Origin of the sequence: Nocardia sp. BSTN01 (genome assembly GCF_015354405.1) — a bacterium.
Classification (GTDB): Bacteria; Actinomycetota; Actinomycetes; order Mycobacteriales; family Mycobacteriaceae; genus Nocardia.
In genome coordinates this window covers 1-25,251 of record NZ_JADKYP010000075.1, presented here as the reverse complement: position 1 = coordinate 25,251, position 25,251 = coordinate 1, and the positions used below count along the sequence as shown (strand labels likewise).

Sequence of the window (25,251 nt, the reverse complement as noted above, 5' to 3'; positions counted from 1 at the left end):
GCCCTCGCGCGACGTTCCGGAATCCGCCGAACCCCTGCGGCCCACCGCATCTGCGCCCGCCGAGCCGAATTCTCGCGGCGGCGCCGGCGCACTCCTGAGTGACGAATCCGACACTGCGGACGTACCCGGAACCGCCCGCCCCGTCGCCGGAATCTCCACCGCCGAGCCGATCGGCAGTCCCGTCCCGATCGTGATCACCTCCACCACCGCGGAGGCCGGGCGGCCCGCTCCCGTGGTGGCCGGTGGACTCGAACCCCGGCCCGCCGCCCGACCGGCGACCGCCCCGGCTCCGGCGCGGGCGGTCGATATCGCGGTCGTGCAATTCGGGCCGTACACCGACAAGGCCGCCAATCTCGCCGCGCTGCGCGACCACGTTCGCGCCGCCGCCGAGCACGGGGCGAACGTGGTTGTCGCCCCGGAATATTCGATGTTCGCGGTGAAGCGGCTGGACGAACGGGTGGTGGCGGCGGCCGAGCCGATCACCGGCCCGTGGGCGAGCGAATTGCGCGGGCTCGCCGCCGAATTCGGGGTGCACGTGGTCGCCGGCGTCGTCGAGGCGCCGGGCGGGCAGATCACCGACCGCATCTACAACACGCTGATCGCGGCCGGTCCCGATGCCGAATTCGTGGCGGTCTACCGCAAGGTGCACCTCTACGACGCGTTCGGATTCCGCGAATCGGAGGTGGTCGCTCCCGGCCCGATCGAGGATCCCGCCACCTTCACCGTCGACGGTGTCACCTTCGGCCTGCAGACCTGCTTCGACCTGCGCTTCCCGGAGGGCTGCCGCCGGGTGGCCGCCGCGGGAGCGCAGGTGTTGTTACTTCCCGCGCAATGGATTCCGGGACCGGGCAAGCTGGATCAGTGGACCACGCTGCTGCGCGCCCGTGCCATCGAGAACACGGTCTACGTGGCCGCCGCGGACCACTGCGCCCCGCGCGGCGCGGGCGCGTCGATGATCGTGGACCCCTCCGGCAATCTGCTCGCCGAACTCGGTGATGCCCCCGGTATCGCCACCAGCCGCATCGATCTCGATCACCTGCGGCAGATCCGCACCACCAACCCGAGCCTGAGCCTGCGCCGATTCACCGTCGAGCCATAGACTGGTGGCACCATGATCTATCCGGATCGTCGGTCGGCCGGTCGCACGCTGGGTGAATCGCTGTCGCACCTGCGGGCGTGGCATCCCCTGGTGCTGGGACTGCCGCGCGGTGGGGTGCCGGTCGCGGCCGCGGTGCGCGAGGTCATCGGCGGCGATCTGGATGTGCTGCTCGTCCGGAAACTCGGCGTGCCGTGGCAACCCGAACTGGCGATGGGGGCCATCGGCGAGGACGGGGTACGGGTTCTCAACGACGACGTGCTGCGGCAGACCGGCGTGCGAACCGAGCAGATCGCCGCCGTGGAGGAGGCCGAGCGCGCGGAACTGGCGCGGCGGCAGCGGATGGTGCGCGCGCAGGTGCCGCGGGTGCCGATCAGCGATCGCACGGTGGTGATCGTCGACGACGGGATGGCCACGGGCGCGACGGTCGCCGCGGCATGCCGCGTGGCGCGGTCGCACCGGCCGCGGTGGATCACGGTGGCGGTGCCGGTGTCCTCGATCGAGGCGATGGAACGGCTGCGCGGCCTGGCCCGGGAGACGGTGTGCCCGCTGATTCCGCGGTCCCTCGGTGGAGTCGGCGGGGCGTATCGCGATTTCCATCAACTCGACGACGAGGAGATGCTGGACCTGCTGCCGACGGCACACCGGCCCGGCGGCTGAACAACCGCGCCGACGCGAATCACTCACTCTCCGAATCGATCTCGCGCACCCCTTTCCTATGCCGCTGCGCGAGGTCGGCGTAGTAGCCGGGGTTGATCCTGACCCAGCCTTCGGCCTGGGTGCCGGCGATCGAGCGTTTGACCTCGGCCGGCGCTCCGGCGGCCAGGACCCCGCCGGGGATCTCGGTACCGGGCTGGACCAGCGAGTGCGCGGCGATCATCGAACCGGCGCCGATCGTGGCCATATCGAGTACCGTGCTGCCGTTGCCGACGATCGCTTCCGCGCCGACGCTCGCGCCGTGCAGCACCACGCTGTGCGCGATCGTGGCGCCGGGCCCCACCTCGACGGGCACGTCGGGCGGGGTGTGAATCACGGTGTTGTCCTGCACATTCGCCCGTTCGCGGACGATGATCGGTGCGAGGTCGGCGCGCAGCACGGCCCCGTACCAGACCGAAGCGTTCGCCTCCACGCGCACATCGCCGATCAGGGTGGCGGTCGGCGCGATGAATGCGGTCGGATCCACCTGAGGGCGTTTACCTTCGAATTCGTAGCAGGGCATGCGTTCTCACCATTCGTTGTCGTCGGCGACCACTCGTTCCGCGGCCGCGACCATCGGGCGCAGTTGCGCGGCAAAGGTTTCCGCGGTGACACCGACGATATCCACTTCCGCGCGGGTGCGGACCGCGTAACGGCCGTCGCCGGCGACGTCGATCCAGCACAGCACGCCGAGCGGGCGCATGCTGCCGTCGGCGCGGCGCGCGGAGACCACGATCTGACCGATGCCGTCGCGAGGCTGTTTGAGCAACCGCCGCATGCGCGCGGTCGTGGAGGGACCGGCGACCGGCACCGTCACCAGATCGCGACTGTCCTCGCGCACCCGGTCCAGTGGTGCCGTGCGGCGCGGTTCGCTTCCGGCCGGACACTCCGGCAGCAGCGACACCACCCGCGCCGCGAGGGAGGCGGAATTCCCGACGAACAGCCGCACGTCACCGCCGCGATCGGCCGCGTCGCCGTGGCGCTGGGCGGCGACCACCGTGATGTGGCCGGCGGCCGCGCCGAGCACCCGTACGGGCCGGGCCTGTCCCGCACCGGATTCGCCGAAGACCTCGACGCACACGGTGGGCCGGGCGAGCAGCCGCAACGCCGCCTCCAGATCGGGGTCCACGGTGCGGTCGCACCAGTCGGTCAGATCCGGCAGCTGCGCGGCCCGTTCGCCGCTGTCGCGGGCGGACAACCGCACGGCGAGCGGATACGGGATCCGGTCACCGTCGATCCGTTGCCATGCCATCGCGAATTGATCGGGTGTCAGCGTCCATTTCACCGCCGCCGGCCCGCCTCGTCCTCCGCCGTCACCGCGCGATCAGTCATCCTCGGACCATTCGCCCAGTACGGGCGGGGTCGTCGGGTCGAGGATTCCGACCAGCTCGCCACCCGGCTCGGCCGGTTCGAGGAAGGTCGGCTCGTCGTCGAACTCGGAGTAGTAGTCCTCGTCCTCGTCCTCGTCGCGGCGGATCGGCTTCGCCGCCACCGGAGTCGACGGACCCTGGCGCACCGCATCGCCCGCGGCGAACGCGCCCCCGGCCAGCCCGCCCACGATGCCCGCACCCATTCCGGACATCGAGTCGGCGCCGGGGTTGTGGTCTTGATCGTGGTCGTCGCGCTTGGTCGAATCGGAGTTCTGCGCGGTCGACGCCGGGGCGGTCGACGCCGGGGCGGGACCGACGGCGGCCGCGGGGACCACGCCGAGGGTGCCGGCCGATGCCGTTGCCGCCGCGGCGGGTTGCGCGGTGCTCGACGGTTTGGGCTGTGTGACAACCGGATTCGCGGTCGCGGCCACCGGCGCCTCGGGAACCGTGGCGGCCGCCGACGTGCTGTGCACCGGGGTGGGGGGCTCCACGAGCGTCGGTGCGGCCGCGGCGGGTGTGACGGCCGCCGGACGATCGGTTGCCTGCTGATCACCGCCGGGCCGATCGCCGCCGGCCGAGTCGTCGGCGGGTGCGGCGGGCCGATCCGCCGGAGCCGCTGCCGGGCCCTGCGGTCCGTCCACCGTGGGCGTCACCTGGGCGCCCGTCGCCCGCCCGATCAGATCCGCACTGCCCCCGCCCGGCGCGGTCGCCTCCTCACCCGGTTGTACGACAGCGGGATTCGGATACATACCGCCGTCGGGAAACGCCGGCACACTGTCGCCGGTGCGCAGGAAGACACCGGCGTAGACCGAATCCATCACCCGCACGGCGTCCTGGCGCGCGTTCTCGGCGCTCTTCTGCACGGCGACGTTGGCGGTGGCCTGTTTCGGATCCAGCAGTGCCGCTGCCAGATCCGGATGCGCGCTCACCTGTTGCGAGACCGAGGCGCGCAATGTCTCCGCTGCGTCGTTGGCCTGCCCGAGTCGTTGTCCGACAACCGCCATCACATCGGACAGCTGCTGGCCCAGTCGTTCGAAGGCGGTCACCGCGTCGGCGGCCAGCTGCGCGGCACCACCGCGCCAGCCGTCGGCGATGGCGCCGCGAATTTCGGTGTGCGCGGACTGGACCGCCTCGGCCATGGCGGCGGCCGAACTCTGCCAGGCCTGGCGGCCCGCGGTGATGATCTCGGGATTCAATTCCTGCACCCCACGCTGGATATCGCGGTGGGTGAGGTGGTCGAACACCTCGACCGTCGGGGCGTAATCCGGATCGGTGTGCCCCTGCGCCGGCGGTGTCCCGTTGCCGCTGACCCTATGCATGTCCCACCCCCACCGGCTGCGACGGCGCTACGACCACCGGAGGTGGAGCGGCCTTGCCGATCGCCGCGGCGGCATCGGCATCGTGCTGGGCGTAGGCGGCCGCGGCAGCGCGCAGGGTCTGGGCCAATTGCCGTGCGGCATCGGCGTATTCGCGTAACCGATCGACCGCGTCGGCGGCCTTGCCCTCGAAGCCGCGGCGCAGCGAATGTCCCGACTCGAAACCGCCGAAGCCCGGCAGGGACGCGGCCGCGCCGAGCGTCCGGATCTGCTGCTCGACCTGGTCGGCCAGCGACTCGTAGCGGCGCGCGCAGCGCTCGTGGGTGCCGTCGCCGACGAGTACGCCGTCGATCCACAGCTCTCCGTCGTCGACCGCCTGGGCCAGCGCACCGACATCGTTGCGCAGATCCCCGGCCTCTTGTGACTGCATCGCGGTCCCCCTTTCTCAACCCACGTCCGCGGCGCCGTGACGACGGTCGGCGACCTCGCGAATCCACTCCGCGATATCGGCGGTGACTGCCGCATGCACCGGCTCGTGCAGCAAATCGTGCCCGGCATCGGTGTACTCGTGCAACCCCACCGACGGATGCCGGGCAGACCACGCACGCGCGGAGTCGATGGGTGCGCGGCGGTCGTCGACGCCGTGCAGCGCCAGAATCGGCAGTCCGGGCGGCAGGGCGGCGGGCGATTCGACGGCCCGCTTCGGGGTCCCGGTCAGCACCATGCCCGCGCACCCGGACATCTCCGGCAGCGACATCGATGCCAGACAGGTCGCCGCACCGAGCGAGTGGCCGGCCAGGAACAGCGGCGGATCGGGCCGCTCGGCGCGCAGCACCCGGACCAGCGCGGCGGCGTCGTGCGCGAGTTCGGGCAGCGTTCCCGGCGCCTCCGGGTCGCCTTCGCTCAGCCCCTGGCCGGCGGTGTCCAGGCACCAGACTTCGATACCGCGCGCGCCCAGGCCGCGCCCGAGCCGATGGTAATGCCCGCTGTGCTGGCCGGTTCCGGGCAGGAACGCCACCAGTGCGACCGGCCGCTCCACCGGCCACCGCCGGTAGTGCAGTCGACCGCGGGCACCCTGGAAGTACGACATCGGCCCATTGTCACGGGCAGGCCGTCCGAGAGCCGTCCCGGCCCGGCGAAGTGAGACCGATATCCGACACGCCCCCCTCACGCCACGCCGTACGACCTCGAATGATTACGCTGTTGCGCGACTCGGCACGCGAGCGGGCGTCGGCCGCGTGCGGGTGTCCGGAACTCAGGAGGGCCGCGATTGATTCTGTTCGGTGATCGTGTCGTGTGCAGCACCGATGACCTGGTGAGGGCAGCGCGCTGCGAATTCGCGCTGCTGCGCGCGCTCGATACCGAACTGGGCCTTGTCCTTTCGCCGGATCCGACCGATCCGGTGCATTTTCCGCTCGGCTCGGACGCATTGTCGGACGAGGTGTTCGACGATGTCTACGCCGCCCTCGGTGCGAGCGTGATCACCATCGATCCGCCGGATGCCGCCACCGCCTCGGAGTTGCGCGGCGCGCACGACCGCACCGTCGCCGCCCTCGGCACCGACGCGCCCGCGATATTCGGGGCGACATTCTTCGACGGAACCTTCGCGGCCGGATGCGCCGTTCTCGTCCGCCGCGACGACCCCGCACCGGTGCGCACGCGGCGGCCCGCGGCGCTGCCGGACAACGTCGCCTCCGACGAGGCCGGCGCAGCGGGCGTCGCGGACGTCGTCCGCGCAGCGCCGCCGATCCCGAGTTCCACCTTCGTCCTGTACGTCCGCGCGTCGTCGTCCGATGTCGCGGCGCTCATGGAGGCCGCCGCGTGTGCGCGCCTGGTGCGGGACAACGGGTTCGACGTCGATCCGTGGGTCCGGATCCGGGATGCCGCGGGTGCGGAGCGGATCCACGAACTGGGTCCGGCCGAGACCGTCTACGCGGCGCGGCGGACTCGGCTCGCCGCGATCCTCACCGCCAAACAGGACGAACTGCTGCCCGTGCAGTGGGGAGACCGCCGCTACCTCGCCTGCGGGCGATGCGCGAGCTGCACCGCCGAACTGGTGGCCGGGCGCGATCTGCTGCTGGTGGCCGGTATGCGGCCGTCGGTGCGGGCGCAGCTGCGCGATGCCGGCATCACCACGGTCGATCGCCTCGCCGCCGCGGATTCGTCGGTGACCGGCGTTGCGGTGCAGACCTTTTCGACGCTGCGACGGCAGGCCGAACTGCAGTTGCGCCGCGAGCGCACCGGACGCCCGGCCTACGCGGTCACGGATGCCGCCGCCTTCGGTGAGCTGGCCCCGCCCGATGCCGGCGACGTCTTCGTCGCGGTCGCCGGGTCGGCCGTCGGCGTCGGCGTCGCCGCGCGGAGTGCGGACGGCGGCGACGGGGTGTTCCTGTTCCACGCCTTCACCACCCACGATCCGGTGGCGCTGCTCGAATTTCTCGCCGATCGTCAGCAGCACCATCCCGACCTGCGGATCTACCACTTCTGCTCGCCGATCCGGACGCTGCTGGCCGACCTGTGCGCGCGCTGCGGCGCCGACGAGGAGACCGCCGACGACCTGCTCGGCGCCCTGCTGGACCTGTATCCGATCGTGCGTTCCGCATTGCTGATCGGCGCCCGCACCTACGATCTGCCGGAAGTACTCGGCCTGCTCGACCCCGACTCCGAACCGATCCGCGCCGACCTCGAATCGTCCTGTGCGGCAACACTGCGCCTGCGCGAGCGACTCTGCGAACTCGCCGCCGAGCACGACATCCAGCCCTGCCCGGTGCCGCGCCGCACCCTCGCCGAACAACCGGCCGCGGTGGAGGCGGCGCTGCGCGAATTCGCCTTCGACTACGACGAAACCCGCAGCGCCGGACAGCAAGCCGCCGCCATGATGGCCGCGGTACTGGGGTATCACCGGCGCGAGCGGCAGCCGCTGCACTGGGCGCACGAGGACCGCCTGCACCGGCCGATCGGCGAATGGGCCGATACCCCGGGCGTTCTCGTCGCGGACTGGGCCAGCGTCGACACCAAATGGCAGCACACCGACGATCGGCCGATGCGGCGCTACCTGAAGCTGACCGGCCGGCTGGGCACCGGTCGCCCGCCGCCGCCGGGCACCGCGGTCCGCACGCTCTACGATTCGCCGGTGCCCGACCTGCCGGCCACCCCAGGCCGGCGCGCCACCGCGGCGGCCACGGTGCTCGGTTTCGCGCTCGACGACAACTTCGACGATGTGGTGCGGGTGGAGGAACTGCTGCCGCCGGGGTGCGCCCCCTACGACGAACTGCCCGTCGCCATCGTGCCCGATCCGCCGGGCCGCGACGACGATCTGGAACAGGCGCTGAACGCCGTGGCGCACGATCTGCTGATCAGCCTGCCGGACGTCCCCTTGACGGCCGCCTTCGACCTGCTGTGCCGGCGACGGCCGCGGCTGCACGGATCGACCGCGCTCCCACAGGTTTTCGGCGACTACGCGGCCGCGATCACCGCCGCGGTGCTCGATCTCGACTGCTCGTATCTCGCGGTGCAGGGGCCCTCCGGCACCGGCAAACTCGACACCACCGCACGGGTGATCGAGCGGCTCGTCACCCGCTACAAATGGCGCGTCGGGGTGGTGGCGCAAACGCATTCGGCCGCCGAGGTGTTGCTCGACGCCGTGGTCCGTGTGGGCGTCCTGCCGGAGCTGGTCGCCAAATCGGATGTGCACAGCGTGGCGCCGGAATGGCTGGGGATCGCCGCCGACCGCTATCCGCGCTTCCTCGACAACGCGGTGAACGGCTGTGTGATCGGCGGTCTCCCAGGCGATTTCACCGATCCCGAGCAGGTGGCGCCGCAGAGTCTGGATCTGCTGGTGATCGCCGATGCCGGATATTTCCCGCTGGCCCAGGCGATCGCGGTGGGCGCGTCGGCGCGGAATCTGCTGCTGGTCGGCGATCCGGCGCCGTTACCGGGCACCGGCGTGCACCCGGAGCGCGTGCACGAATCGGCCTTGGGCCGCATCGTCGGCGACAACCCCACGGTGCCCACGGCTTTCGGCTATTTCCTGGAACGCACCTGGCGAATGCATCCGCAGGTGTGCGGGCCGGTGTCGTCGCTGCGCTACGGCCGTCGGCTGCGCTCCAACGAGACGGTCACCCTCGCCCGCGAACTCGAGGGCGTCGCGCCGGGTGTGCGCGCGGTGCCGGTCGAACATCACGGCAACAGCACCGAATCCGCGGAGGAGGCCCGTGAGATCGTCCGTCAGGTCCGGTCCCTGCTGGGCCGCACCTGGCGCCAGGGCGTGCTCACCCGGCGGCTGCATCCGCACGACATCCTGGTGGTCACGCCCTATCACGCGCAGGTGGCGCGCATTCGGATGCTGTTGTCGCGGGCCCGGATCGAGGATGTGGTGGTCGGCACCGCCGATCGCTTCCGCGGCCGGGAGGCGGCGGTCGTGCTGATCTCGATGACGACCTCGGCACCCGCCGACGCACCGCACGGAATGGACGACCTGCTCTCCCGGCACTGGCTGACCACCGCCGTCTCCCGGGCGATGTGGTCGGCGATCGTCGTGGCCTCGCCGCTGCTCACGGACTATCTGCCCGAAACACCCGAGCAGTTGCCCGATCTGGCCGCCTACCTCGAACTGACCGGGCACGGCTAGCCGAAGTTGCGGCCCTCGCCCCGATACGTCGGCACCGTGGTGCGCCGGTCGTCGGCATCGACGACGTGGATGGCGTCGAAGCGTTCGCACAGCTCACCGGCCTTGGCGTGGCGCATCCACACCCGATCCCCGACGGCCAGGTCCGCGGCGCCCGTGAACGGCGTCTGCACCTCCCCCGCACCCTCGGCGCCGATCAATCGCAAACCCTTGGGCCACACCGGCTTCGGCACCCGCGACGCACCGGCCGGACCGGAGGCGATATAGCCGCCGGCGAACACGGTGGCGATATCGGCGGCCGGCCGGCGCAGAACCGGCAGCGCGAAATACAGCGCCGGGTGGGGTGTGAACGCGCGATATCCGTCGAACAACGTCGGCACGTAGAGGCCGGACCCGGCGGTCACCTCGGTGACCTCGGGCGCTGCCACGCTCACCTCGATCGACCCGCTGCCACCACTGTTGACGATCTCGAGTTCACCGGCCACCGCACGCACCGCGTCCAGCACCCGCGCACGGCGCGTGCCGATGTCGGCCGCGGAGAGCCGCTTGACCAGCCGCACCGCGGGATTGGTGTCGGGCAGGCCGGCGATCTGCGCCTCGTAGGTCATCACACCCACCACCCGGAATCCACGCTCGCGCGCGACCCGGGCCAGCCGCTCGGCCTGCTCGGGCGTCCGGATCGGCGATCGGCGCACCCCCAGGTGCAGCGGGCCGACGCGCAACGAGGCATCGACATCCAGGCATACGCGCGGGCTGATTCCGGCGCCGCCGACCGCGGCGCGAATCAGATCCAGCTGCGCGACGTCGTCGACCATCAGCGTGATCGAGTCGAGCAGGGTGGCATCGGCGGCCAGGTCGGCCAGTGCGGCGCGATCGACGCTCGGATAGCCGAGCAGAATGTCGCGCGCCCCGTGGCCGGCCAGCCACAGCGCCTCGCGCAACGAATAGGACATGATGCCGGCGAATCCGCCGCGGCCGGTGAGTTGCGGGCCGAGTACTTCCTCGAGGACCGCACGGCAGCGCACCGATTTACTGGCCACCCGGATCGGCACGCCGCGGGCCCGGCGAACCAGGTCCGCCGCGTTGGCGCGCAACGCGCTCAGGTCCAGTGCGGCCAGGGGCGGATCGAGGTCCGCGGTGGCGGCGTGCAGGTCGGCGATGGGCGACGCGTCTGTCACGACATCAGCCAATCACGAAACTGGTCACACGTCCAGGAGTAGTGGGCGCGTCGTTATCGATCGACCGCCTTGGTGATCAGCGTCGCGACCAGATCGTCCAGCACCACGAGCGTGGTCTCGTCGTCACCATCGGCGAGCCAGCGCAGCACCGCCCCCTGAATCACGGCCAGCACGTATGCCGAGATCGCCGTGACCGGCTCGATCCACTGGGTGTTCGAGCGCTCGGCACAGGCGTCCAGCGCCGCACCGACCTCGGCGTCGAGATCGCGCAGCCACTCCGTCGCCGAGAGCCCGGAACAGTCGGCCTCCCCCTCCCAACGGCGACGTAAGGCGCTGATCGTGAGATCCAGCGTGCGCACCTGCCGTTGCGGCGTGGCCCGGATGGCCGACCACATCGCACTCACACCGGCGTGCAGCACCACCCGCAACGCGCGCGTGCCCGTGCAATCGCAGGCGGCCGACGCGGCGTCGATGGCCTCCTGCACGATCGGCCGCGGCCGAACCTGAATCATCTCTCCACTAGCGCTCAACGACGACTCCCTCGGCGAAAGAACTCGCGCACCTCGCCTGCGCGGCTCGCTCAACGGGCATCCGATCCGCGGTGATCTCTTCCGAGCTCTACCTCGGGCGACCCGTTCAACATCCGTCAATGTTAGAGGGTTTTCGGGGATCGCGACCAGGTTCGATAGGCCATTCCGTACTGAAAGATTGTTTTGTTACCTCCCGGACACACCCCGCGCGGTGGTCCGGCGGCGGATCCGCCACGGTCAGCGCGGGCGGCGCCCGGGCGCAAACGTCCAGAACTCTACGGCCTCCGGGCCGGAATCGTTATATCGATGTGGGCGAGCACACAGGTGATCCAACGCCACCCCACCGCCGCGAACCCGCCGATAACCTGGAGTCGTGACAACGGTGCGCCCCGATCATCTCCACATTCCCGGCACCTTCAACTACCGCGACGTCGGCGGCCTGCGCACGGCGAGCGGGACCAAGATTCGCAGCGGAGTTCTGCTCCGGTCGGCCCAGCTGTGCCGGCTGGACGAACGCGGACACGAGATCCTGCGCCGGCTCGGCGTCGCCACCGTGCACGACCTGCGCGGCCCCGGCGAGGCCGACCGGATGGGCGTCGACATCCTCCCCGACGGCGTGCGCCTGGAGGTGACCCCGTTCCACTCCGGTATCGGCGCCGCGCGGGCCCCGCACGAGGCCCCGCCGGAACCGGCGCTGCCGCCACACGAGGCCGCGGCGCGGGACGATACCTCGACGACCGGCCGCCATCTCGATCTGCTCGAGGTCTACACCGAATTCCCCTCGATGCCGGAGGCGGGCGTCGCGATCACCGCCATGGCACGGTCGCTGGCCCGCGGCGACGGCGCGGTCCTGGTGCACTGCGCGGCCGGTAAGGACCGCACCGGCTGGGCGGTCGCCACCCTGCTGCGCGCCGTCGGCGTCACCGAGGACGATGTGCTGGCCGACTACCTGCTCAGCAACGAGGCGATCGAATCGCTGGCCGCCGACGTCGCGCGTAATTCCGGCGAGCCGCTGCCGCCCGCGTTGCTGGGGGTGAGCATCGAATACCTCGCCGCCGGCACCGAGGCCATGCACCGCCGCTACGGCACCATCGACGGCTATCTCGAGTCCATCGGCATCACGCCGCAGCTGCGGGCCGCGCTGCACACCCGGCTGCTGGAGTGACCCGGTACCGGCGCACCGCATCGGCTATCCGGTGCGGTGGACCAGACCGTCGGTATCGATGCTGACCTGATTTCCGGTGTGGAACCAGCTGCCCGTGAACCGCGATTCGGTGGTCTGCGGGTCGTTCCAGTAGCGCGGGGTGATATTCGGTCCGCGACAGAGCAATTCGCCGCTGCCGACCCCGGCCCGCGGCCCCCACAGCGCCAATTCCGTACCGCCGAACGGGAATCCAAGCACGTCGCGGCCGGGTGTCGCGCCGGCGTCCACCAGCGCCAGTCCGATGCCGCTGGTTTCGGTCGCACCCCAGACCGACCACTGCCGGGCCAGCGGGAACACCTCACGCAACGCCTCGGCGACGATTTCCGCGGTGCCGGCGTCGGTCGCGGCCAGTTCGGCGCGATGTCCCGCACTGCACACCTGGCGCACGCCCTCCGCCCGCAATCCGGCGAGTTCCGGGAGCAGGCCCGCGAAGATGCGGGGCGTCGCGGCCACCATATCGATGCGTTCGGCCACGATCGTCTCGGCGATCATGGCAGGGTCCGGGGCGAGGACGACCGTGCCGCCCACGGCGAAGGTCGGCAGCAGTTGATCGACGCAGCCGCTCGCGTGGGCCAGCGGCATCAGGACCAGATTGCGCAATCCCTCGGTCGGCAGATCGAAGGCCCCCACCACCGAACGCACCGCCGACAGCAGATTCTCGTTGGTCAGCTCGACACCGCGCGGACCGCCCGGCGCCTCCGAAAAACCCTGGCCCGCAGCGCCGCTGGTGTAGCACAGCAGGGCGAGCTCGCTCAGCGAGGCGCCGTCGTCGATGAAGGCCGCACCGTCGGGGAAATCGGCGTAACCGGCTTCGGCGCCGCCGCCGTCGAGGACGAAATCCGCGCAGCTGTCCGCGATCACCTGGGCGGCGACGGCATCGGGCAGTCCGTCGTGCACCAGCACCGGCACCGCACCGGACAACAGAGCGCCGAGGAAGGCCTGCACCCAGCGCGCACCCACCGGCATCCGCACGGCAACCCGGTCGCCGTAGCCGATTCCGTGTTCCTGCAGCCCGCCGGCGATCCGGGAAGCGGCATGCCACAGCTGCCGGTAGGTCAGCCGCGGCCCGCCGATTTCGACGACCGCCTCCCGGGCCGAGAACGCGTGTACCTGCACATCGAGTAGTTCGGTGAGGGCCGGATTCAGATTTCCGTACCGCAGCACGCCGTCGGCTCCGCGAGCAAGAGGGTTGCCGTACCACGGATTTCGCGTCTGCGGATATTCGATCAGAAGCTGCGTCATCAAGTCCCTCCGGATGCCTCGATCAACAGGCACCTGTGACTATATGACGCAGATCACAACCGTGGGGCGTTAGGCGACAAAGATGTCCGAGCGATCACCGCCCGGTGTAGCTCGCCTTCCCCGGGCCCACCTCGAGGAAGCTGCGCACCGCGCCCCGCAAATCCTCGGTGTCGAACAGTTCGCCGGAGACCTTGGGCGTCACCGAATCGGCATGTTCGACGCCGCCGGACCGCCAGGCCTCGATGATCTGCTTGGTGGCCGCGTGCGCGCGGGTCGGGCCGTCGGCGAGTCGGGCGGCCAGCGCCCGGGCCGCGGTGTCGACATCCTCGTGCACCGCGTTGACCACACCCCAGTCGGCCAGGGTGGCCGCGTCGTACAGGTCGCCGGTCATGACCAGTTCCCGGGCGCGGCCGGAACCGGCGCGCTCGGCCAGTCGCTGCGGGCCGCCCATCGACGGCGTCAGGCCCACGACCGTCTCCACCAGCCCGAACTTGGCCTTCGGCGCGGCCAGCAGGATGTCGCAGGCCAGCGAGATCTCGAAGGCGGCGGTCAGGGTGAGTCCGTGGGCGGCGAAGACCACCGGGCACGGCAGCGCCTCGATCGGGTGGATGATGCCCTGGAACAGGCGCCGCCACAGGTCGGCGCCCTGATCCACGCTCAATCCGTCGAATTCGTGGACGTCGACACCGCCGGAGACGACCTTGCCCTCGGCGCGGATCAGCAGCGCGCGTGGCGGGTTCGCGGTCAGCTCGGCGAGATCGGCGGCGAGCGACCCCAGCAGCGCCGAATCGAACAGGTTCAACGGCGGATGGCCGATGGTGATGATCGCGAGCTGGGCGCCGGCCTCGGTCTCGGTCCGTTCCAACCGGGTGGGTTTCGAATCGCTCATCGGCCGAATCTATCCAGAACGGGACGTCACCGGTACCCCGGCCGCCGGTCTGCCAGACTGGTGCCGTGGATACCTCGCCGACCGAGAACGCCGGTTCGACCACCGCGACCTATGTCGAGCCCGGCGAATTCAAGCGCGACACGAACTACATCACCACCCGGATCACCGCCGACGGCCGCGACGGCTATCCCGTCGAACCGCAGCGCTATCGGCTGATCGCGGCGCGGGCCTGCCCGTGGGCCAACCGCACCCTGATCGTGCGGCGGCTACTCGGTCTGGAACAGGTGATCTCGCTGGGATTGTGCGGGCCGACCCACGACAAACGCAGCTGGACCTTCGACCTCGACCCGGGCGAGGTGGACCCGGTGCTGGGCATCCACTTCCTGCGCGACGCCTACCTCGCGCGCGATCCGGAGTATCCGCGCGGCATCACGGTCCCGGCGGTGGTGGACGTGCCGACCGGACAGGTGGCCACCAACGACTACCCGCAGATCACGCTCGACTTCTCCACCGAATGGACGCAGTTCCATCGGCCGGGCGCGCCGCAGCTGTATCCCGAACCGCTGCGTGCCGAGATCGATCAGGTGAATCGGCGCGTCTACACCGAGGTCAACAACGGCGTCTACCGCTGCGGCTTCGCCGGCAGCCAGGACGCCTACGACGCCGCCTACGACCGGCTGTTCACCGCGCTGGACTGGCTGTCGGAACGGTTGAGCGATCAGCGCTATCTGGTCGGCGACACCATCACCGAGGCCGATGTGCGGCTGTTCACCACGCTGGTGCGGTTCGACCCGGTGTATCACGGCCATTTCAAGTGCAATCGGAACAAGCTGACCGAACAGCCGGTGCTGTGGGCGTACGCCCGCGACCTGTTCCAGACCCCCGGCTTCGGCGATACCGTCGATTTCACCCAGATCAAGCGGCACTACTACGTGGTCCACGGCGATATCAATCCGACCGGAATCGTGCCGAAGGGGCCGGAACTGTCGGACTGGCTCACGCCGCACGGGCGAGAAGCGTTGGGCGGCAAGCCTTTCGGCGACGGCACCCCACCTCCGCCGCCCCTGCCGGCGGAGCGGGTTCCGGCCGCCGACTGGGTCTGAGCGTCACCGGTCGCGGAGGCGGCCGGTCCGCCTCCGGATCGGATCGTCGTTTCGTTATGCGGTGGTTCCCGCGTAGGTGCCGAAGCTCCAGAACACGCCCTCGGGATCGCGGCAGGTGAATCCGCGCGAGCCGTAGTCCTCGTCGCGGAGTCCGCGCACGATGGTGGCGCCGGCGGCGCGGGCGCGTTCGAAGAGGCCGTCCGGATCGTCGACGACGATGTACACCGAGCCGGTCCCCGGCGGCTGCTCACAGAGCGCGGAATCGTCGCGCTGCGAACCGAGCATGATCCCGCCGCCACCGGGCCAGCCGAGTTCGGCGTGCTGGACCACGTCATCGGTGCCGTAGCGGGCGACTTCGACGAAGCCGAAGGCGCGCTGCAGGAAATCGATCGCCGCCGGGGCGTCACGGTAGATGAACGTCGGCCACACCGGGGCCGTCTTCGTCGCGGTATCGGTCGTTGCGGTATGGGTTGTTTCGGTCATGCTCCCAGCCTTTCTCGCTCGGTACCCCGTCGTCTTGGACGAATGGGAACACCTCGCGGGCGCGCCACACCGAGGGCGGGCACCCGGCCGATTCGCGCCAGTCGCGAGCCATGTGGGCCTGGTCGTAGTAGCCGGTCGCGGCGGCCACCTCGGCGATGCTCACCTCGGGGCGGCGCAACAGGCGATGGGAGACCTCGAAACGGGTCAACCGCGCGGCCTCCTTCGGCGTGATGCCGAACTCACCGGTGAATCGCGCGGCCAGATGTCTTCTGCTCCAGCCGATGTCGTGCGCCACCCGGGCGACCGCGGGGGCGCCCGCGGGGTCGGTGAGCAGCCGCCAGGCCCGGCGGAGATTGGCGTCCATCTCGAGCCGGCGCGGGTCGAGGGCGGCGACCCGCGCGCAGAAGACCTCGTCCAGCACCGCGAACCGCGCCCGCCAGTCGGAGGTCGCGGCGATCCGCTCGCGCACCCGCTCGGCGTCGGGCCCCAGCAGATCCGATAGGTCGACGATCCATTCCCCCAGCTCACCGGCGGGAATTCCGAACAGCGCCCGCGCACCCAGCGGTGTCACCGCCAATTGGATGCCGTGCTGGTAGCCGTTGTGCGCGATCAGGGTCGGTCGCAGCGTCAATCCACCGGCCAGCGCGTCCCAACGGCCGCCGGCCTGACCGGGATGGGAGGACACCGGCACATCGATCGGCTCGTCGATGGTGAGGATCACGGTGATGGTGGTACTCGGCATACCGACGTGCACGCCCGGGTCGAAGCCGTGCAGCAGATATCCGTCGTAGCGGCCGAGGTAGGGCCGCAGCGACGGGGCCGGTAACCGGCGCGCTCCCGCGGAGACACCACTCACCTGTTCCACGGTAGGCCTCGCGCGGGCTCGGCGGAACCGGACCCGGGCGCGATTCGTTGCACGGTCGACGGCCGTATCGGCCACCGTCGCCGACTTCGTCCGCGGCCGTCGGACCGGCACCACTAGAGTTTGTGCCGACCGGACGAGAGGGGTGCGTTACCGATGTTCGACAGCGGCGTGGAAAAGGCCGTGCGGTCACTGCTGGACAACGGGGCACAAGTGCAGGCTCCCGCGGTCGCGAAGTACGTCGACCGGTTCCGCCGAGCCCATCCGGACGAAAGTCCGGCCCAGATCCTCGACCGGCTGGAGAAGATCTATCTCACGACCGTGACCGGCAGCGGCACCGCGGTCGGCGCCACCGCCGCCGTCCCGGGGGTCGGCACCCTGACCTCGATCGCGGCTATGAGCGCGGAGACCACCTTCTTCCTCGAGGCCTCGGCCGTGTTCACGCTCGCCGTCGCCGCCGTGCACGGCATCGCCCCCGAGGACAAGGAGCGCCGGCGCGCGCTGGTGTTGGCGGTGGTGCTCGGTGAGAGCGGTATGGAGATCGTGCAGCAGAGCGTGGGCCATTCCGCCAAGAACTGGGGCACGCTTCTGGCGGAGCGGATACCGGGCATCAAGGGCATGAACGAATCACTGATGAAGCGATTCGTCGTCCAGTTCATCACCAAACGCAGCATGCTCATGTTCGGCAAGGTGCTGCCGGCGGGAATCGGCGCGGCCATCGGCGGATTCGGTAACCGCGCTCTGGGGAAGAATGTGATCACCAACGCGCACAAGGCATTCGGGCCCGCGCCGATGCGATGGTCCGGCGGTACCGCGCGCGGCACCGTGATCGACGCGGATCCGCTTCCCGCACTGGGTAATCCGGACGGCACGGCCTCCGGTTCGACGGCCGAGCAGCGATGAGCGCGGCCCGCTCGCTCGCCGTCTCGATCAGCGGACTGCACAAGCAGTTCGAGGGTCTCGTGGCCCTGCGCGACGTCTCGTTCACCGTTCCGGCCGGCACCACCGCGGCCCTCGTCGGCCCGCCCGGATCCGGAAAATCCACGCTCATCGACATTCTGCTCGGATTGCTGCGCGCGGATTCCGGTACCGCGGAGACCCCGGGCGGCGGCGGGATCGGCGCGGTGCTGCAGCCGCGCGGTCTGCATCCGGCCCGGACCGTGCGAGCTCAGTTGCGGGTCTACGCGGCGGCGGCCGGTGTGGGCGACGATCGGGTGGACGCGATGCTCGCGACGCTGCGCCTCGGCGAGGCCGCCACGACGCGGGTGCGGGATGTCCCCGAGGGCCTGCGCACGCGGCTCGCCCTGGCGCAGGCACTGCTCGCACAGCCTCGCCTGCTGGTGCTCGACGACCCGTTCGACGGTCTCGAATCAGCCGAGCGGGCATGGCTTTTCGATTATCTGCGGGCTCATGCCCGGCGCGGTGGGACCACGCTGTTCACCTCGCAGAGCCTCGGCGCGGCCGTACCGGTATGCGATCAGGTGATCGTGCTCTCGGCCGGTTCGGTGGCCTATCAGGGCAGTCCGCGGCGGCTACGGCGCAACCACCCGGATCGGCTGGTGGTCGCGGCGTCGAGTCCGATCGCGCTGGCCACGACGCTGGCCGCGCAGGGTTTCACCGACGCGGTCATGCGCAGCGACGGCAGGCTCGCCGTCGCCGACGCGTCGCGCGCCGAGATCGAGGCCGCCGCGGCGCTGGCGCGGGTCCGCCTGGGCGAGGTGGTGGCCGAACCCGTCCATCCGGATCGGGTCCTGGCCATCCTCACCACCTCCACCGCGACCACCTCCTCCACGGCCCCGCCCTATCCCGCCCCCGCCCCTGCGACCATGTACGGAACGCGATGATGCTGCCGACCCTGCCCACCATTCCCGCCGAGGTGAGCCGGGCGGCGACCGCCGAACTCCGCAAGATCACCGCGGTGCGCTCGGGATGGCTGCTGCCCCCGGTGCTCGCGGCCGTCGCCTTCGTCGTCGCCTCGGCGTCCGCGGTGCGCGGCTCGGGTCCGCAACCGCACGAGGCGCTGGCGACCGGAACGGCGACCGTCGGGTTGTATCTGGCGATCGCGGTGGCGGTGGGTGCGGCGGCGATCGGCGGCGCGGTCGACGCGGGCGACGAATACCGCTACCGCAGCATGGGGCTCACCGCGCTGTCCACACCCGACCGAGATGTGCTCTTCGGCGCGAAAGCCGGTGTGGCCGCGGCCTATTCGCTGGTGCTCGCGGTGTGCGCGGAGGTCGGCGCGGCGGTGGGCCTGCTGGCGTTCGGGCGGCACACCGTCGAATTCGGCTGGCGACTGGTCGGAGTATTCGGCGGTGGCCTGCTCGCGGCGGTGTGCTGGGGCGTGATCGGCGTGAGCCTGGGGTTGCTGGTGCGATCGCCGAATCTGGCCGTGATCGCGATGGCGGGATGGTTGTTCATCCTGGAACCGCTGATCTGGCTGGTCGCCAAGGGCGCGGGAATCGCGGGCGTCGTGGTGCTGCTGCCGGGTTCGGCCACCATCGGCTCGGTCGCGGTCGGTTCCTTCCCGGAGAGTCCGTTCCTGCCGCCCGATGCGGCCTCGGCCGTGGTGCTGGTGCTCTGGGCCGTCGCCGCCGGGGCGGCCGGTTGGTGGTACCTGCGCACGCGCGACATCTGATCCGCGTCCACCCGCACAGGGTGCGGGAGACACCGGGTGTCGGGGCCCGTCGGTACCGTCGAATCGACATGAACGACACCGAAACCCTCGACTCCGGATCCGGCCGCGACGCCGGCTCGGCCGCAACGGCACCGTCCCGTGAGCGGTCCCGCCGCGCGCGCGATGCGGGCCGCGGCGGCTGGCTGCGGCGGCTCTGGACCGCCTGCCGGGGCCATCCGCGGGTACTGACCGGCGTCATCGCGGCCGTGGTGGCGGGGGCGGGTGCGGAGGCCGCGGCGCCGCTGGCAGCCAAGGCGGCGCTGGACCACGCCCGGCTGGGCGAGGTCGGGGCGCTCGCGCCGATCGCCGGAATACTGGTCGCCCTGGCGGTGGCCCGATTCGCGGCGACCTACGGGCGGCGCTGGCTCGCGGGACGGCTGGCGCTGGACGTCCAACACGAGGTGCGGGTCGACCTGCTCACCGCGCTGCACCGCTACGACGGGCCGCGGCAGGACCGGTTGCGTACGGGCCAGGTGGTGTCGCGATCGATCAGCGATCTGCAGTTGGTGCAGGGACTGCTCGCGATGGCGCCGCTGTCGGCGGCGTCGCTGCTGATCTTCGCCTTCGCCGCGGTGGCCATGCTGGTGCTCTCGCCACCGCTGGCCCTGGTGTCGTTGCTGACCGTGCCGGTGCTGGCGCTGGTGGTGTACCGGGTGCGACCGCGCCTGCACGCCGCCACCTGGTCGGCGCAGCAGCGCGCGGCCGATCTCGCCCAGCACGTCGAGGAGACCGTCACCGGCGTCCGGGTGGTGAAGGGCTTCGGCCAGGAATCGCGGATGGTGCGGATTCTGGAGGAGCACGGGCGGCGGCTCTACGCCCACCGGATGCGCGCGGCCCGCATCGACTCCCGGTTCGCGCCGACGGTGTCGGCGATTCCACAGGCCGGGCTGGTGATCGTGATCGCACTCGGCGGCACGCTGGCGCTGCATGCGGTGATCGGCGTCGGCACCTTCCTGGCCTTCGCGACCTACGTGACGATGATGGCGTCGAGCACCCGCATTCTGTCGAACGTCCTGGTCATGGCCCAGCTGACCCGGGCCGCGGCCGAACGCGTCTATCAGGTGATCGACGAGGCGCCGGAGAACATCGACCCACCCGATCCGCAACCGCTGCCGGAGGGCCCGCTCGGGCTGCACATCCGGGGCCTCACCTTCGGATTCGAGCCCGGCCGCCCGGTTCTGCACGAATTCGATCTCACCGTGCGTCCCGGCGAGACGGTGGCGGTGATCGGACCGGCCGGCTCCGGGAAATCGATGCTGACACTGCTGTTGCCGCGCTTCCATACGCCGGAGGCGGGACGGATCAGCCTCTTCGGGGCCGGAGCGGACCAGGATCCGGAGGCCGCCGGGATCGATATCGCGCGGGTGCGGGCCGCCGATCTGCGCGCGGCGATCGGCGTCGTCTTCGACGAGCCGTTCCTGTTCTCCGACACCGTCTCCGCCAATATCGCACTCGGCAAACCGGATGCCGATCCGGAGGAGATCCGCGCGGCGGCACGGATGGCCGCGGCCGACGAATTCATCCGCGCACTGCCGGACGGCTACGACACCGTCGTGGGCGAGCGCGGTCTCACGCTCTCGGGCGGACAGCGGCAACGCCTGGCCCTGGCGCGCGCCCTGCTCGCCGACCCGCGCATCCTCGTTCTCGACGACGCCACGTCCGCGGTGGACGCCGTCACCGAGGCCGCGATCTTCGACGCACTGCCCGCCCACGGCCGCACCACGCTGATCCTCGCCCACCGCGAATCGACCCTGGCCCACGCGGACCGCGTCGTCCGGCTGCCGGGACCGGGCGGCGCTGCCACGGCACCCGGCCTGGATGCCGAATCCGTTGCCGTCCCGGGCGAGGGAACCGAACCTCCGGAGCCGCCGCCGACGGCCGCCGACCTTTCCCGGTACGCGCCCGCGCACGCCGACGGCGCCATCTTCGCGCCCAGCGTCGAGCGGGCTCCGAACGGCCCTACCGGCCCGGATATCGCCACGCAGGGAAGCCGCGCCGAGGGTTTCGATCCTGTTCCCGCGGTCGTCGACGGTTCGCATCCCCCATCAGTGCTGGACACCGAAACCGTTGCCGCCGACCAGGATTCGAGTTCGGAACCGGACGCGCCGCCGGAGATGCGGGCCGCGCTGACCGCTCTTGCCCCGGCGACCGAACAACCGAGCCTGAACGATCGCGAGCTGGAACAGCCGGACCCCGCGTTCCGGCTCGTGCGGTTGCTGCGGCCCGTGCGCTGGCTGCTGGCGGCCGTGGTCGCGCTGCTGGCCGTCGACGCCGCCGTTTCGGTGGCATTCCCAGCCCTCACCCGGTTCGCGCTCGACGACGGCGTCGGACAGCATCGCGGCGCCGCGCTGGCGGTCGCGGCCGTCGTGGGCGTGGGGTTGGTGCTGCTGAGCTGGGTGGACGAGGCACTGGGAACCCGGCTCTCCGCGCGCGGCGGCGAGCGGGTGCTGTACGGGCTGCGGGTGCGCAGCTACGCCCACCTGCAACGACTCGGCCTGGACTACTACGAGCGCGAACTGTCCGGCCGGATCATGACGCGGATGACGACCGATATCGACGCGCTGTCGACATTCCTGCAGACCGGGCTGAGCACCGCCCTCATCAGCCTGGTCACGGTCGTGGGCATCGTGATCGCCCTCCTGGTGATCGACGCCGCCCTGGCCGTGGTGGTGTTCGTGGCGCTGCCGCCGCTGATCGTGGCGACCTTGTTCTTCCGCCGCGTGTCGGCATCGGCGTATTCGGCCTCGCGGGAACGGGTGGCCACGGTCAACGCCGACTTCCAGGAGAACGTCGCGGGCCTGCGCGCGACCCAGGCCTACCGCCACGAGGCCGAGGCCGCCCGCCGGTTCACCGACTACTCCGATCGGTACCGCCGGGCCCGGTTGCGCGCACAGCGCGCCATCGCACTGTATTTCGCGTTCGTGCTGGCCTGGGCGGATCTGGCGCAGGCGGCGGTGGTGTATCTGGGCGCCCGTGAGGTCGCACACGGCACCACGACCGCCGGCACCCTGGTCGCCTTCGTGCTCTACCTGAGCCTGCTGTTCGGGCCGATCACCCAGCTCTCCCAGGTCTTCGACGGCTATCAGCAGGCCCGGGTCGGGTTGCGGCGCATCGAAACACTGCTGCACACCCCGTCCTCGATCGCCCCCGATCCGGCCGATGCGGTCGAGATCGAGCGCGGGCTGCGCGGTGAGGTGCGCTTCGACGGCGTCACCTTCCGCTACCCCGACGCCAGAACACCTGCGCTGGAAGATGTTTCCCTGCGCATTCCGGCCGGCTCGACCCTCGCGCTGGTGGGTGAGACCGGGGCGGGCAAATCGACGGTGGTCAAACTGCTGGCGCGCCTGTACGACCTTCCTCGCTCGCAGCCGGACGCGGACGGGGCCGCCGCGGCGGCCCACTCCGGATCCATTCGCGTCGACGAGACGGATATCCGGGACTACCGGCTCGCGCAGTTCCGCGCCCGGCTCGGTGTGGTCCCTCAGGAAGCTCACCTGTTCACCGGCGACGTCGCCAGCAACATTGCATTTGGGAAACCTTGTGCCACATCGGCCGATATCGCCCGGGCCGCCGCGGCGGTCGGCGCGCTCGAGATGATCGAGTCACTGCCGCGGGGTATGGCCCAGCCGATCGGTGAGGGCGGGCGCGGGCTCTCGGCGGGCCAGCGCCAGCTGATCGCACTGGCGCGTGCGGAACTGGTCGATCCGGATCTGCTGTTGCTCGACGAGGCCACCGCGGTCCTGGATCCGGCCAACGAGGAGAAGGTGCTGGTAGCGAGCAGATCGCTGGCACGCGGGCGCACCACGGTGATCGTCGCGCATCGTTTGGCGACCGCCGCGCGCGCCGATCGGATCGCGGTCGTCGCGCACGGGCGGATCGTGGAATTCGGCCCGCACGCGCAATTACTGACGGAGCGCGGAATCTATAACCGACTCTGGGAGGCAGCCGCTTCCGACGAAGGAATATTCTCGACACGGGACGAGTCGTCACCTATGAGGCTGGGTCTGTCCGGGGGTCGTTAACCGGACAGTGGCGCGGCGGTGCGCCTACACATGGCCGCGCTGGGGCACGCTGTCACGGCTGGGCCTATCCTCAGAAAGGGCGCATCGGCGCACATCGTGCCGATCGACCCGTGCCGGGCACGTCACAAACGTCGCAGCGCGAAGAACGAAATGAGGCGAACACCTGCTGTGAGCAGCTCAACATCCCAGTTCGGACAGAACCAGTGGCTCGTCGACGAGATGTACCAGAAGTACAAGCAAGATCCGTCGTCGGTCGATGAGAGCTGGCATGAGTTCCTCGCCGACTACACACCGGAATCGCCGGGTGAGACAGGTAACAGCAGTCCCGCCGCGTCCGCGCCGACCGCCGCCCCCAGCGCGCCGGCCACTCCGGCTCCGGCCACTTCGAACGCATCCCGCGCGCCGAGGACCGCCCCCACCCCGGCGCCCGCCCCCGCTCCGGCGCCCGCACCCGCCGCCCCTGCCGCCTCGGCTCCGGCCGCGCCGAAGGCCACCGCCGCCGCGTCGGCCGCCGCCGCCCCGCCGCAGGCTCGCGGCAGCAAGCCGCAGGCCAGCACCACCCCGGCGCCGACCTCCAACGCCGCCCCCACCAAGACCGCTCCGGCCGAACCGGCCGCCGACGAGTCGAAGGTGCTGCGCGGCCCGGCCGCGGCGATCGTCAAGAACATGTCGTCGTCGCTGACCATCCCGACCGCGACCAGCGTGCGCGCCATTCCGGCGAAGCTGATGATCGACAACCGTCTGGTCATCAACAACCATCTGGCCCGTACCCGCGGTGGCAAGATCTCGTTCACCCATCTGCTCGGCTACGCGATCGTCCAGGCGGTCAAGGCGTTCCCGAACATGAACCGCCACTTCGCCGAGGTCGACGGCAAGCCGAACTCGGTCACCCCCGCGCACACCAACCTCGGCCTGGCGATCGACCTACCGGGCAAGGACGGCAGCCGCACCCTGGTCGTCGCGGCGATCAAGAACACCGAGACGATGTCGTTCGCGCAGTTCCACAGCGCCTACGAGGACATCGTGCGCCGGGCGCGCGACGGCAAGCTCACCACCGACGACTTCACCGGCGTCACCATCTCGCTGACCAACCCGGGCACCATCGGCACCAACCACTCGGTGCCGCGGCTGATGCCCGGCCAGGGCGCGATCATCGGCGCGGGCGCCATGGAGTACCCGGCCGAATTCCAGGGCATGAGCGATCAGCAGCTCGCCGAGATCGGTATCGGCAAGCTGATGACGCTGACCTCCACCTACGACCACCGCATCATCCAGGGCGCGGAGTCGGGTGATTTCCTGCGCACCATCCACAACCTGCTGATCTCCGACGAATTCTTCGACGAGATCTTCCACGGCATGGGCGTGCCCTACGAGCCGGTCCGCTGGCGCAAGGACATCAAAGAGCGCGGCGTCGACAAGAGCGTGCGGGTCCAGGAGCTGATCGCGGCGTATCGCAGTCGCGGCCACCTGATGGCCGACACCGATCCGCTGCGGCTGGTGAAGGACAAGTTCCGCAGCCACCCCGACCTCGACGTCACCCAGCACGGACTGACCCTGTGGGACCTCGACCGCGAATTCAACGTCGCGGGCTTCCACGGCCAGGAGCGGATGAAGCTTCGCGACGTGCTCTCGGTGCTGCGCGACGCGTACTGCCGCCACGTCGGCGTGGAGTACACCCACATCCTGGAAACCGAACAGCTGCAATGGATCCAGGACCGGGTCGAGCAGAAGCACGAGAAGCCGACCGTCGCCCAGCAGAAGTACATCCTGTCGCGGCTGAACGCGGCCGAGGCGTTCGAGACCTTCCTGCAGACCAAGTACGTGGGCCAGAAGCGCTTCTCGCTGGAGGGCGCCGAGTCGACCATTCCGATGATGGACGCCCAGCGCTTCGGCGAGCTTCACGAAATCGGGGATGCGCAGGGTGTGGGTGCCCAGGTCGGTGTTGGAGTAGCGCTTCTC

The 25,251-nt window shown here is 70.6% G+C and carries 21 protein-coding genes; 10 read left to right on the top strand and 11 right to left on the bottom strand.

Annotation, left to right across the window (positions count from 1 at the left end; translation table 11 throughout):
- Nucleotides 1-307: 307 nt before the first annotated feature.
- Both IRT45_RS33010 and IRT45_RS33005 read left to right on the top strand, forming a co-directional pair.
- On the top strand, nucleotides 308-1,099 hold the full coding sequence (locus IRT45_RS33010) for a carbon-nitrogen hydrolase family protein (protein ID WP_309241265.1): 792 nt from the start codon (nucleotides 308-310) through the stop codon (nucleotides 1,097-1,099).
- Nucleotides 1,100-1,111: 12 nt separating this feature from the next.
- On the top strand, nucleotides 1,112-1,756 hold the full coding sequence (locus IRT45_RS33005; protein ID WP_194809711.1) for a phosphoribosyltransferase: 645 nt from the start codon (nucleotides 1,112-1,114) through the stop codon (nucleotides 1,754-1,756).
- Nucleotides 1,757-1,775: 19 nt separating this feature from the next.
- Here IRT45_RS33005 and IRT45_RS33000 read toward each other — a convergent pair whose 3' ends face one another.
- From IRT45_RS33000 to IRT45_RS32980, 5 genes are read right to left on the bottom strand one after another with little or no spacing between them, the layout of a single operon-like run.
- Complete coding sequence (locus IRT45_RS33000) at nucleotides 1,776-2,315, bottom strand: gamma carbonic anhydrase family protein (RefSeq protein ID WP_194809710.1); 540 nt, start codon at nucleotides 2,313-2,315, stop codon at nucleotides 1,776-1,778.
- 6 nt (nucleotides 2,316-2,321) lie between these two features.
- Nucleotides 2,322-3,077 (bottom strand): ESX secretion-associated protein EspG, encoded by a 756-nt coding sequence (locus tag IRT45_RS32995; RefSeq protein ID WP_194809709.1) that lies wholly within the window; start codon nucleotides 3,075-3,077, stop codon nucleotides 2,322-2,324.
- A 39-nt stretch (nucleotides 3,078-3,116) separates the two neighbouring features.
- Nucleotides 3,117-4,481, bottom strand: a complete 1,365-nt coding sequence (locus tag IRT45_RS32990) for a WXG100 family type VII secretion target (RefSeq protein WP_194809708.1) — start codon at nucleotides 4,479-4,481, stop codon at nucleotides 3,117-3,119.
- Entirely contained in the window at nucleotides 4,474-4,908 is a 435-nt protein-coding gene (locus tag IRT45_RS32985) for a hypothetical protein (RefSeq protein ID WP_194809707.1), read from the bottom strand. Before IRT45_RS32985 ends, IRT45_RS32990 begins: the two co-directional genes overlap by 8 nt.
- 15 nt (nucleotides 4,909-4,923) lie before the next feature.
- Nucleotides 4,924-5,568 carry an alpha/beta hydrolase gene (locus tag IRT45_RS32980; protein ID WP_194809706.1) on the bottom strand — a complete coding sequence of 215 codons (645 nt, stop codon included), beginning with the start codon at nucleotides 5,566-5,568 and terminating at the stop codon, nucleotides 4,924-4,926.
- 204 nt (nucleotides 5,569-5,772) lie between these two features.
- Here IRT45_RS32980 and IRT45_RS32975 point away from each other — a divergent pair, with 204 nt between their 5' ends.
- Nucleotides 5,773-9,108, top strand: a complete 3,336-nt coding sequence (locus IRT45_RS32975) for an AAA domain-containing protein (protein WP_309241264.1) — start codon at nucleotides 5,773-5,775, stop codon at nucleotides 9,106-9,108.
- On the opposite strand, the gene IRT45_RS32970 is transcribed toward IRT45_RS32975, so the two are convergent.
- Nucleotides 9,105-10,283 carry an alanine racemase gene (locus IRT45_RS32970; protein ID WP_194809704.1) on the bottom strand — a complete coding sequence of 393 codons (1,179 nt, stop codon included), beginning with the start codon at nucleotides 10,281-10,283 and terminating at the stop codon, nucleotides 9,105-9,107. The two genes, IRT45_RS32975 and IRT45_RS32970, sit on opposite strands and share 4 nt — an antisense overlap.
- A 53-nt stretch (nucleotides 10,284-10,336) precedes the next feature.
- The gene (locus IRT45_RS32965; RefSeq protein ID WP_228535777.1) at nucleotides 10,337-10,813 is read right to left on the bottom strand and encodes a TetR family transcriptional regulator; all 477 of its coding nucleotides are present in this window, start codon (nucleotides 10,811-10,813) and stop codon (nucleotides 10,337-10,339) included.
- Between the two features lie 373 nt (nucleotides 10,814-11,186).
- On the opposite strand from IRT45_RS32965, the gene IRT45_RS32960 reads away from it, so the two are divergent.
- Nucleotides 11,187-11,978 carry a tyrosine-protein phosphatase gene (locus tag IRT45_RS32960; protein ID WP_194809703.1) on the top strand — a complete coding sequence of 264 codons (792 nt, stop codon included), beginning with the start codon at nucleotides 11,187-11,189 and terminating at the stop codon, nucleotides 11,976-11,978.
- A 24-nt stretch (nucleotides 11,979-12,002) separates the two neighbouring features.
- Here IRT45_RS32960 and IRT45_RS32955 read toward each other — a convergent pair whose 3' ends face one another.
- Both IRT45_RS32955 and IRT45_RS32950 read right to left on the bottom strand, forming a co-directional pair.
- Nucleotides 12,003-13,259: a class I adenylate-forming enzyme family protein gene (locus tag IRT45_RS32955; protein WP_194809702.1), complete on the bottom strand. Its 1,257-nt coding sequence runs from the start codon at nucleotides 13,257-13,259 to the stop codon at nucleotides 12,003-12,005.
- A gap of 94 nt (nucleotides 13,260-13,353) precedes the next feature.
- Nucleotides 13,354-14,148, bottom strand: coding sequence for an enoyl-CoA hydratase/isomerase family protein (locus IRT45_RS32950; RefSeq protein WP_194809701.1), 795 nt, complete (start codon nucleotides 14,146-14,148; stop codon nucleotides 13,354-13,356).
- A 65-nt stretch (nucleotides 14,149-14,213) separates the two neighbouring features.
- Here IRT45_RS32950 and IRT45_RS32945 point away from each other — a divergent pair, with 65 nt between their 5' ends.
- A complete protein-coding gene (locus IRT45_RS32945; protein ID WP_194809700.1) occupies nucleotides 14,214-15,251 on the top strand; it encodes a glutathione S-transferase family protein in 1,038 nt (345 codons plus the stop codon).
- A 54-nt stretch (nucleotides 15,252-15,305) separates the two neighbouring features.
- On the opposite strand, the gene IRT45_RS32940 is transcribed toward IRT45_RS32945, so the two are convergent.
- Both IRT45_RS32940 and IRT45_RS32935 read right to left on the bottom strand, forming a co-directional pair.
- On the bottom strand, nucleotides 15,306-15,734 hold the full coding sequence (locus IRT45_RS32940) for a VOC family protein (protein WP_194809699.1): 429 nt from the start codon (nucleotides 15,732-15,734) through the stop codon (nucleotides 15,306-15,308).
- Nucleotides 15,655-16,590, bottom strand: coding sequence for an AraC family transcriptional regulator (locus IRT45_RS32935; RefSeq protein WP_194809698.1), 936 nt, complete (start codon nucleotides 16,588-16,590; stop codon nucleotides 15,655-15,657). Before IRT45_RS32935 ends, IRT45_RS32940 begins: the two co-directional genes overlap by 80 nt.
- A gap of 162 nt (nucleotides 16,591-16,752) precedes the next feature.
- Between IRT45_RS32935 and IRT45_RS32930 the strand changes: the two genes are divergently transcribed.
- The 5 genes from IRT45_RS32930 to IRT45_RS32910 form a co-directional block, all read left to right on the top strand.
- Nucleotides 16,753-17,499, top strand: a complete 747-nt coding sequence (locus IRT45_RS32930) for a hypothetical protein (RefSeq protein ID WP_194809697.1) — start codon at nucleotides 16,753-16,755, stop codon at nucleotides 17,497-17,499.
- On the top strand, nucleotides 17,496-18,440 hold the full coding sequence (locus IRT45_RS32925) for an ATP-binding cassette domain-containing protein (RefSeq protein ID WP_194809696.1): 945 nt from the start codon (nucleotides 17,496-17,498) through the stop codon (nucleotides 18,438-18,440). The genes IRT45_RS32930 and IRT45_RS32925 overlap by 4 nt, the downstream gene beginning before the upstream one ends.
- Nucleotides 18,437-19,231 carry an ABC transporter permease gene (locus tag IRT45_RS32920; protein WP_228535775.1) on the top strand — a complete coding sequence of 265 codons (795 nt, stop codon included), beginning with the start codon at nucleotides 18,437-18,439 and terminating at the stop codon, nucleotides 19,229-19,231. Before IRT45_RS32925 ends, IRT45_RS32920 begins: the two co-directional genes overlap by 4 nt.
- A 68-nt stretch (nucleotides 19,232-19,299) precedes the next feature.
- Entirely contained in the window at nucleotides 19,300-23,292 is a 3,993-nt protein-coding gene (locus IRT45_RS32915; protein WP_194809695.1) for an ABC transporter ATP-binding protein, read from the top strand.
- A gap of 150 nt (nucleotides 23,293-23,442) precedes the next feature.
- The coding region (locus tag IRT45_RS32910; RefSeq protein WP_194809694.1) for a 2-oxo acid dehydrogenase subunit E2 at nucleotides 23,443-25,251 on the top strand (1,809 nt) is incomplete at its 3' end.

Bases quoted from the DNA above. Each gene is read 5' to 3' on its own strand.
- IRT45_RS32930 (WP_194809697.1), top strand. From the start codon at position 16,753: ATGTTCGACAGCGGCGTGGAAAAGGCCGTGCGGTCACTGCTGGACAAC.
- IRT45_RS32940 (WP_194809699.1), bottom strand. From the start codon at position 15,734: ATGACCGAAACAACCCATACCGCAACGACCGATACCGCGACGAAGACG.
- IRT45_RS32985 (WP_194809707.1), bottom strand. From the start codon at position 4,908: ATGCAGTCACAAGAGGCCGGGGATCTGCGCAACGATGTCGGTGCGCTG.
- IRT45_RS32920 (WP_228535775.1), top strand. From the start codon at position 18,437: ATGATGCTGCCGACCCTGCCCACCATTCCCGCCGAGGTGAGCCGGGCG.
- IRT45_RS32950 (WP_194809701.1), bottom strand. From the start codon at position 14,148: ATGAGCGATTCGAAACCCACCCGGTTGGAACGGACCGAGACCGAGGCC.
- IRT45_RS32955 (WP_194809702.1), bottom strand. From the start codon at position 13,259: ATGACGCAGCTTCTGATCGAATATCCGCAGACGCGAAATCCGTGGTAC.
- IRT45_RS33005 (WP_194809711.1), top strand. From the start codon at position 1,112: ATGATCTATCCGGATCGTCGGTCGGCCGGTCGCACGCTGGGTGAATCG.
- IRT45_RS32980 (WP_194809706.1), bottom strand. From the start codon at position 5,568: ATGTCGTACTTCCAGGGTGCCCGCGGTCGACTGCACTACCGGCGGTGG.
- IRT45_RS32915 (WP_194809695.1), top strand. From the start codon at position 19,300: ATGAACGACACCGAAACCCTCGACTCCGGATCCGGCCGCGACGCCGGC.
- IRT45_RS32990 (WP_194809708.1), bottom strand. From the start codon at position 4,481: ATGCATAGGGTCAGCGGCAACGGGACACCGCCGGCGCAGGGGCACACC.
- IRT45_RS32925 (WP_194809696.1), top strand. From the start codon at position 17,496: ATGAGCGCGGCCCGCTCGCTCGCCGTCTCGATCAGCGGACTGCACAAG.
- IRT45_RS33000 (WP_194809710.1), bottom strand. From the start codon at position 2,315: ATGCCCTGCTACGAATTCGAAGGTAAACGCCCTCAGGTGGATCCGACC.